Origin of the sequence: Amycolatopsis sp. NPDC059235 (genome assembly GCF_042754125.1) — a bacterium.
GTDB lineage: Bacteria > Actinomycetota > Actinomycetes > Mycobacteriales > Pseudonocardiaceae > Amycolatopsis > Amycolatopsis albidoflava.
Genome location: NZ_JBHZAG010000003.1, coordinates 246,767 through 255,903, shown reverse-complemented (window position 1 = coordinate 255,903; position 9,137 = coordinate 246,767). Strand labels below are relative to the sequence as shown.

The following is a 9,137-nucleotide window of genomic DNA, read 5'->3' as shown; positions in this document are numbered from 1 at the left end:
ACCCGCTGCGACGGGTTCGGATCGCCGTAGGGCACGTAAAGCTCCGACATCGAGGCCCGGTACACGATCGGCCGCTCCCGCCCGCCGTCGTCGTACCCGATCCGGTGCAGCACCAGGCCTTCCCGCATGGTGTAGCCGACGCGCAGGCGCCAGCGCTGCCAGCTCAGCTCGTAGCCGTTCAGCGTGAAGCTGGGGCCGTCCGGTTGCGTGATCTCGAGCGGCCGCAGGTCGTCGCGGGTCGCGGCGAACGCCGGGACGTTGTCCGGGTAGCCCTCGATCTCGCCGGTGATCAGTTCGGGGATGTAGTTGCCGTGCCGGTTCGGGATCGGTACGACGCCGTGGTCGACGAGTTCCGCGACCTCCATCCGGTCGATGTCGACCAGCGCGGTCAGTCCTTCGACCGGGTGCGCGTAGCGATTGTCGTACATCCCTTGCCGCACATAGACTTGCGGGCGCATCAGCCGCCGTGCCGGGTCCTCGGCCGGGCCGGTGTTGCCCGCCGCCCACAGGTCGATCGCGATCGAGTCCAGGTCGGTGATTCCCCGGCGGCGCAACGCCTCTCGGAACCGCGGGTCGGAGCGCAGGACCGCGTCGCAGTCGGCGAACTCGTCGCGGGAGAAGCCCGGCTGCGCGCCGGGAACCTCTCGCCAGGACAGCAGTTCCCCGCGGGTGATCGAGACGACGGCCTCGATCGTGGTGCGGCTGTCCCGGTCGCGCAGGACCGCGAACGCCTCGCGGTCGACCGGGACGCCGTCGAGCACCGAGCGCTTCGCCGGTTCGTGCAGTTCGATGCTGATGAACCGCACCATGGCACCGAGCCCCTTGGCTCCCTTGAGAATCGCGGCCGCGGCCGCGATCTCGTCGGCCGTGAGCGGCGCGAGCGGATTGGCGGTCGTCACACTTCCTCCAGGCGGCGATCGGGGTTCCAGTGACCGAGCAGGTCTCGGTAGAGCGGAGACGTTTCGAGCAGTGTCCGGTGCTCTCCGGCGACGGCGCCGGTGCCGTCGAGCACCAGCACCCGGCGAGCGCGCAACGCCGAGCTGATCCGGTGCGCGATCACGATCAGCGTGCAGTCGCGCCGGGCGAACGCCTCCTCTGCCCGGCGTTCGGCAGCCGGGTCGAGATGGCAGGTCGCTTCGTCCAGGACCACCACTGAGGCCGGCGAGAGGTAGGCGCGCACCAGCGCGATCAGCTGCCGTTCGCCTGCCGACAACGCCGAGGGCACGAGCTCGTCGCCGAGCCGGGCCACGAGCTCGTCCGCGCCGATCGCGGTGACGGCCTGAGCCACCTGCTCGGGGTCGGCGTCCGGCGCGAAGTAGGTCAGGTTGTCCCAGACGGTGCCTGCGAAGACGTAGGCCTCCTGGGGGATCAGCGTGCGCAGCTGAGCAAGCCGTGGCGCGGACAGGTCGGAGACCGGCACGTCGCCGAGCAGGACCTCGCCAGCGGTGGGGCGCAGCAATCCGCAGAGCAGCCCGGCCAGCGTCGACTTGCCGATGCCGCTGGGACCGACGACGGCCAGGTGGTCGCCCGGCGCCACGACGAGATCGAGCCCGCTCAGCACGGGTTCGGCATGCGAGCCGTAGGCGAAAGTGAGGTCGCGGACGGTCAGTTCGCCGCTGCGGCCGGCTTCGGCCCGGCGCTCCGGTTCGGCGGGCAGCTCAGCCGCGTCGAGGATGCGCCCGACGGTGACGACGTACCGCAGGCCGCTTCCGCCGACCGCGGTCATCAGGTTGCGCAGTACCGGCTGGAGCCCGATGAGGACGTAGGTGAGCCCGCCCATCACGGCGCCGGCGGTCAGGCCGCGGCTGACCAGCCACGGTCCGGCGACGAGCAGGACCACCAGCGGCACCCAGCCGCCGACTGCCAGGCAAAGAGTGCGGGCCGCCGTGACGGTGGCGATCGCGCGCTCGGCGTCGGCCTGCGCCCGGATCGGCCCGGCGACCAGGTCCGCGGAGTGCTCTTCGGCACCGGTCGCGGCGATGTCGCGAGTTCCGGCCAGTACGGCTCCCGCGGTGACCGCGAGGCGCTCGTCGGCGTGCACGGATCGGCGGAATCGTTCGGCGGCAAGGTGGAGCGTGCCCAGGAAAAGGCCGAGGCCCAGCAGGAACGGCGGCAGCAGCAAGGCCACGATGACCGGGTCGACCGACCCCATTCCGGCTACCACGCCCACGACGGTGACGAGAAAACCGCGCAGCACGACGATCAGCCCGGCGTAGGTGTCCCGGACGATCTCGACTTGGTGCGTCAGCCGCGCGATGGCCCCGTCGTCGGCACGCCCGCGCACCGCGTGCCCCAACGCTCCGCTGACGACCTTGCGCACGAGCGTGTCGCGGAACGGCTCGACCAGCGCGCCGAGCAGCCGGTACACCTGTCGCGAGCCGATGGCGCCCAGTCCGGCGGCCACGAGCAGCAGACCGAGCCACGCGAGGCCCACTGCCGGGCGATGGGCCAGGAAACCCGAGTCGACCGCGTGCGCGACCGCGAACCCGGACAGCGCGGCGGGCAGCGCCTCGGGCACCGACCACAGCAGCAACGCCGCCACCGGCCCGCGCGGCATCGCCTTGAGGCCAAAGGAAATTTCGCGCTTCATCCGAAGACCTCCCGGTAACCGGGCCGCGCCCACAGTTCGTCGTGGGTGCCGGTCGCGACGACCTTGCCCCCGGCCAGCCAGACCACCAGGTCGGCGCGGGCCGCGGTCGCCGCGCGGTGCGTGACGATCAGCCGGGTGCGTTCGCCGTGGTCGTCGGTGAGGGTGCGGGCGATCTGCATCTCGGTGACCATGTCCACGCTGGACGTCGCGTCGTCGAGGACCAGCAGGCGCCGGGCAGGCCAGGCGCGGGCCAGGCCGAGCCGCTGGTGCTCGCCGCCGGACAGGGGAGCGTCGGCCAGCGGTGTCGCGTAGCCGTCCGGGAGCCGTCCGACGAACTCGTCCGCGTGCGTGGCGCGAGCCGAGGCACGCACGTCGATCTCGCGCCCGGCAGCCACCGCGTCCCCGATCGACGCGCCGACGAGCACTGGCCGCTCGAACGCGCATCCGACCGCGGTCCGCAGCGCGCGATGATCCAGTGCCGCCAGCGCGATTCCGTCGAGCAGGACCTCGCCTTCGTCCGGTGCGCGCAGGCGCGCGGCGACCTCTGCGAGCACCGACTTGCCCGCGCCGGAAGCGCCGACGACGGCCACCGCCGCCCCGCCGGGGATGCTCAGGTTCACGTCCTCCAGCAACACCGCGTCGTCCGCGCGCACAGTCACGCCGCGGAACTCGACGGCGCCCGGGCCGTCCGGCAACGCCTCGGCGCCGTAGGAAACCGGTTCTGTCGCGAGAACTTCGCCGACCCGGCGCACTCCCGCCTTGGCGCGGGCGAGCCTGCTGAAGACCCCGGTCAACGCGCCGAGCCCGCCGCCGATCACCGCGTACTGGCTGGCGGCGAACAGTTCGCCGGGAGTGATCCGGCCGCGCAGCAACTCGAGGCCGCCGGCGGCGAGGACGGCGACCAGCACGAGCGGGCCGACCAAGGTGGCTTGCGCGCTGGAGCGCGCGAGGACGTGCCAGGTGCCGGCGCCGTGTTCGTGCAGCTTCGGCAGGTCCGCCAGCACCCGGCGTTCTTCCGCGCCGACCGTGCCCGCGGCGGCGATTGTCCGGGCCCCGCCCAGGGATTCGGCGAGCCGGGCGGCGATCGCGCTTTGCGTCTGCTGGTAGGCGACCAGCACCGCCGCGCTGCGCAGCGCGAATGTCCGCAACACGGCCACCACCAGCGCGAGGCCGATCAGCAAGGCGAGCGCGAGCCACAGATCGATCCAGGCCAGCAACACGAGGCTGCCGATCGGCGGCAGCGCGGCCGAGATCGTCGTGACGACGGCGGGCCCGGCTTGCGCTGCCTCGACGGCGCTGCCGGAGACCCGCGTGACCAGGTCGCCGGTCTCGAATCGGGCGGCGCGGGCCGGACCGATCGCGAGCACGTGCCGCACGACGCGATCGCGCAGCCACGCCGTGGTCCCGGCGACGCAGGCGGTGCCCGCGTAGGCGTCGACCACGTCGAACACGACGTTGACGGCGATCAGGACCCCGGCGGCCGCCACCCAGACGCCGCGGCTGTGCCCGGTGATCAGCGCGTCGACCGCGTGGCCGAGCACGGTAGGCAGCGCGAGGGTGCCGAGGCTGCCGACGAGGCCGGCGAGCCCGATCAACGGCAGCCAGCCGCCCGCGCGCCGCACCACATCGCCGAAAGTGATCATGAGAGGTCCAGCCCGGTGTGCTCGGCGAGGAACGCGAGCAGGTCGCCCGCCAGTCGCATCGCCCGGGTAGCCGAACTCGCGCCGTGGCCGGTGCCGGGCTCATGCCGCAACAACACCGGCCGCCCGCTCGTGGTCGCCCATTGCAGCGCCGCGCACATCTTGCGGGCGTGCATCGGGTCTACCCGGGTGTCCCCGCCGAACGTCGTGAACAGCACAGCGGGGTAAGCGACGCCTTTCTCCACCCGGTGGTACGGCGAATAGCCCAGCAGCCAAGCCAATTGCTCGGGGTCCGCGGCCGAGCCGTACTCCTCGCGCCACTGCGGACCGAGGCCGAACCGCTCGTACCGCACCATGTCGAGCACCGGCGCCGAGCACACCGCGGCGGCGAACAATTCCGGACGCTGAGTGAGCGCTCCCGCGACCAGCAAGCCGCCGTTGGACTCGCCGCAGATGCCCAGCTGCGCCGGCGTCGTCCAGCCCTCGGCGATCAGGTGCTCGGCCGCGGCGACGAAGTCGTCGAAGGCGTTCTGCTTGCGGTCGAGCATTCCGTCGCGGTGCCATTCTTCCCCCTCCTCGCCGCCGCCGCGCACCTGAGCGGACGCGAAGACACCGCCCGCCTCGACCCACGCGAGGATGTAGCTGGAGTAGGACGGCGTGAGCGGAACGCCGAAACCGCCGTAGCCGTAGAGAATCGTCGGACGCGGTCCGGCGCCGGGCTTCGCGAGGACGACGACCCGGATCGGGGTGCCGTCCGGGGACGTCGCGGTCAATTGCCGGCTGAGCACGTCGGGGACTTTCATGCCGGGCGTTCCCGCCCACAGTTTTGTCCGGCGCGTCTCCGCGTCGTAGCGGTAGACCGCGCCCGGGGTCGCGCTGTCGGTGTAGCTGAACCACACCTCGTTGCCGCGCGTGGACATCGATCCCAGCGATCCGGCACCGGGCAGCGGGACGTCGGCGACCCGGTCGCCGGTCCTGAGGTCGTGCAGGCTCATCTCGCCGATCGCGTGCCGGATCCGGCTCACCACAAGGAAATCGTCCAGCACTGCGACATCGCTGATCACCGCCGCCGGATCTTCCGGGATCAACTCGCGCCACTGCGCGGGCGCGGACTGATCGGCCACACACACCCGGCCGCGCGGCGCGCCCTTGTCGGTGAGGAGGTACAGGAGATCCTTGTGGGGCAACGCGGCCGCGCGGCCGTCCGGTCCTTCGTGGACAGTCCGCTCCGCGCCGGTGGTGGGGTCGACGAGCCACAGGCCGGTGCCTTCGGCGAGCACCAGGCACCGGCCGTCGCGGTCGATTTCCAGCCCGAACGACCCGGTTCGGCCGGTCACCGCGACGTCCTGCTGGACCGAGGCGCCGACCTGATGCCGCCACACGCGCCGCTCCCGCACGTAGCAGAAGCTGTCGCCGCCGGGCAGCCACGCGACCGGCGTGTACCGGCATCCCCGGATCGGTCCGTCGATCTGCTCGCCCGAGCCGACTTCGAGCACGTGCAGAACTGAGTTCTCCGTGCCGCCGCGGGAGAGCTGGAACGCCAGGCGGGCGCCGTCGTGGCTCGGGTGCCAGGCATCGAGCGCCACCAGGCCGTCGTTGTCCAGCTTCATCGGGTCGACGAGCGCCCGTTCCGTGCCGTCCGATTCGGACACATAGAGCACCGGGTGTTCCTGACCGGGTTCCTGGCGCAGGAAAAACCGCCGGTCGCCGCGCCACAGGGGAGCCGTCACCACCCCGACCGCGCTCAGCCGCCGCACGTCCCCGTGCAGCCGGGCACGTCCGGGCAGAGCGGCGGCGTGCGCGCGCCAGCGGTCGTCCTCGGCGGCCTGCCAGCGCCGGGTCTGCGCGCCGGCGGCGTCTTCGAGCCACCGGTAGGGATCGGGCACGAGGCGGCCGTGCAGGTCGTCGGCAATCGGCAGGCGTTCGGCGAGCACGGCCGCTCCTTTCGCGAAGGGCAGGGTCCTGGGCGGAGGCCAAGTCCGCCCAGGACCCGTCGGGCGTCAGTGGCAGAGCAACAGGCTGACGTTGCTCGGCGTGTGCGACGCGCAGCCCAGAACGGTCAGCGTGGAACCGCCGCCGCCGCCCTTGCCGCCGGGGGCCTCCATGCCCTGCAGGTCGAGAAGTGCCATGTGATTACACCTCCTTCGATGGGTCGTCAGTTGACGAATGCCCAGTGGCATCCGGGTCTTCGGGGCCGGCCAGGAACGGGAGCCGCACCGGTTCGCCGTGCAGCGCCGAACCGAGCGCGAACAGCACGCCCGCCGTCCCGGTCGCGAAGTCCATCGACAGGCGCAACAGCTGGTCGCCGGGAAACGCGAGCCCGTCGCCGCAGGGCACCGCGTGCCAGCCCAAACCCCGGACCAACGCGTCCGCTCCGGCCGGCCCCGCGGCCAGGAGCATCCCGGCCCGGCCGGTGTAAAGGCCGGACTGCACGAAAAACGCGCTCCGGGTGACCGCGCGCAGCCTGGCCAGCATTTCGCCGAACTCTTCGTCCGGGCGGTGGCGCAGATAGCGCTCCAGCACCAGCGCGATCCCGACCGAGCCCTCGTCGAGATACGGCAGCGTCCGCCAGCCTTGGTCGACCTGCACGGTGCCGTCCTCGGCGCGGATGCAGCGGCGAAGGTCTTGGCGCAGCGCGATTTCCGCGCGATCGAGCAGGCCGAGGTCGCCCGTTTGCTCGTAGGCGTGCAGAAACAGCAACGCCGGCCCGGCCGATCCGAACATCAGCCCGGCCCGGGGATGGTCGCCTCCGCTGATTTCGGGGACATCGGTCACTCCGCCCAGCCGGTCGGCGACTTGGTCGACCACCGACAGGGCGGGCCCGATGCCGAGGTCGGCCCGGAAGTGCAGGAGAGCGAGCCCGATGCCGGCCAGCCCGCCGTGCAAGCCGAGTTCGGCCGCGTCCGCCGGCATCGCGAGGCAGCGTTCGACGATTCTCAGCGCGTCTTGCCGATGCCCCAGTTCGGCCAGGACATACGCGACGCCGTGGAGGCCGTCGTAGAAGCCGAGGGCAGCGCCGTCGGCCGGCGTCAACGCGTGTTTGCGCAGCCAGTCCTCGTGTTCGGGGAAGCGTCCGGCGCCGGTGGCGGAGAGCGCGTAGAGCACACCTGCCGCGCCGTACGCGATGCTGATCCCGCCTCCGGGCAGAAACTGCGCGATGTCGCCGGGGAAAAGGCGGTCGTCGCGGTCCGGGGTGGCGGAGGCGAGGATCGAGGTTCGCAGCGCGGCCCGCAGATCGTCCCAAGCGGAGACTCCGGGCAGCGGAAGCCCGCTCATCCGGGACGGCCCCGGCTCCGCGCCCTCGATGACGCGCACGGACTCGTCCAACGCGCCCGGCGGCAACGGGAACACCTCAGCCGCGTAGGCCGCGATCTGCCGTGCCTTGCCGGGGTCGAACCGCGTGGTGATGGTGGCCTGTGGAGCGAACATGCCCAGGTGCAGGCAGGCGAGCGCGTACCGGTCCACCTCGGTGCCGACCCGGTCCGGCGGCGCGGAGAACGCCGGGTGCGCGAGCGACGAGCGAGCCGCGTCTTCGGCCAGGGTGGCGACCTCGAAGTCGATCAGCACCAGCCTGCCCTCGGCCGTGACCAGGATGTTCTCCGGGTGCAGGTCGCCGAACACGACGCCGCGCTCGTGCAGCGCGTCCACCGCGGCGGAGACCTTGGCCAGCGTGCCCAGCGCCCACTCGACGTATTCGGCCAGCTTTTCCGGCTCCGGATCGGGATGGGTCAGCGGATAGCGGTGCACCAGCAGGCGCTGCAACGGGTTGCCGTCGACGAACTCCTCGACGAGGAAGTGGTGTTCCCCCAGTTCGAAGCAGTCGAGCACCGCGGGCACCGCGTCGAGCCCGGCGAGGCGGGCCAGCATGTCGCGCTCGTGCCCGATCCGGGTCACCGCGTCGCGGCCGGCCACGTCGAGGCCCGCGTACGGCCTGCCCTCCTTGAGCACGACCCGGTCGCCGGTGCGAGTGTCCCGGCCGAGGTATACGCCGCCGCCGTTGGAGAACTGCATCGCGCTCTCGATCGCGTAAGGCAGATCCGCGGTGGTGACGGCCGCACGGGCGGCGAGGTGCGGTTCCAGGAACGACGGCAGCTGAATCCACGGCGGGAGCGCGAACGTGGGACCGCGCACGTCGGGCACCAATGTCCCGTCGGCGTTTTCGATGGCGAGCACGCGCTCGCCATTGTCCGATACGCAGAAACGCTCGGTGAAGCCGCCGTACCGCACGTACAGCGGCCCGTCGCCGTAGCGAAGATCGCTCAGGATGTACGGGCCTGCTACCCCGCGAAGCAGGCCGTCCAGTTCGGCGAGCACGGCCTCGAAACGGGTGTCCGAATCCGGGTAAATCGTGACCAGTTTTCCGCTCGATCCCCGGAATGCCGATTTGGCGTTGAACAGCACCAGAACATTTCTGCTGCGCAAGAACTTGAAGGCGATTCGGTTGCTTTCGCAGAATTCCCGTACCGTGTCCAGCACCCGTTCGGCGTCCTCCAACCGCGACGACACGTGGATCTTCCAGCCCTGTGCCGGAAGCGGCGCGTCCTCGGGCGCGTAGTACATCCAGGTGTCGCTGGACTCGTGCGCCCAGCCGGGCGGAACCGCGCGCGCGGCGGCCGCGAAGTCCGTGCTTTCGCCGGCGTGACGGGTCGGCTGGTCGTAGAACAGCCGGTCGGCGAGGCAGTAGACCTCGTAGTTCGCCTCGTCCTGCCCCGTCATCCGAGCCACCCCTTTCGGCTGCGATTCGCGGACGGACGGAAGGTTAAGAAATGGGGTTTCCGGCAGGCTTAGCGTTCACTTAAGGGCATTCGGCGGCGGGTTAAACGGCTGCCCGCTGCTCCATTCGGGGGCTAATCCCACGAATGGAGCAATTTCGTTTCCAGTGGTAACGGAGTGCGGTTCCCGACGAC

General features: G+C 71.4%; 5 protein-coding genes and 1 pseudogene. All 6 read right to left on the bottom strand.

What is annotated here, in order from left to right:
- Positions 1-899: pseudogene (locus ACFXI3_RS03635) on the bottom strand (tyramine oxidase); the annotation flags it as partial.
- Entirely contained in the window at positions 896-2,590 is a 1,695-nt protein-coding gene (locus ACFXI3_RS03630) for an ABC transporter ATP-binding protein (RefSeq protein ID WP_378397816.1), read from the bottom strand. The pseudogene ACFXI3_RS03635 and the gene ACFXI3_RS03630, both read right to left, overlap by 4 nt.
- Positions 2,587-4,233 carry an ABC transporter transmembrane domain-containing protein gene (locus ACFXI3_RS03625; protein WP_378397814.1) on the bottom strand — a complete coding sequence of 549 codons (1,647 nt, stop codon included), beginning with the start codon at positions 4,231-4,233 and terminating at the stop codon, positions 2,587-2,589. Before ACFXI3_RS03625 ends, ACFXI3_RS03630 begins: the two co-directional genes overlap by 4 nt.
- Positions 4,230-6,164: a prolyl oligopeptidase family protein gene (locus tag ACFXI3_RS03620; RefSeq protein WP_378397813.1), complete on the bottom strand. Its 1,935-nt coding sequence runs from the start codon at positions 6,162-6,164 to the stop codon at positions 4,230-4,232. Before ACFXI3_RS03620 ends, ACFXI3_RS03625 begins: the two co-directional genes overlap by 4 nt.
- A gap of 66 nt (positions 6,165-6,230) precedes the next feature.
- Positions 6,231-6,359 carry a SapB/AmfS family lanthipeptide gene (locus tag ACFXI3_RS03615; RefSeq protein ID WP_116203144.1) on the bottom strand — a complete coding sequence of 43 codons (129 nt, stop codon included), beginning with the start codon at positions 6,357-6,359 and terminating at the stop codon, positions 6,231-6,233.
- Positions 6,360-6,363: 4 nt separating this feature from the next.
- Positions 6,364-8,946, bottom strand: a complete 2,583-nt coding sequence (gene lanKC, locus ACFXI3_RS03610; RefSeq protein ID WP_378397811.1) for a class III lanthionine synthetase LanKC — start codon at positions 8,944-8,946, stop codon at positions 6,364-6,366.
- Positions 8,947-9,137: the final 191 nt, after the last annotated feature.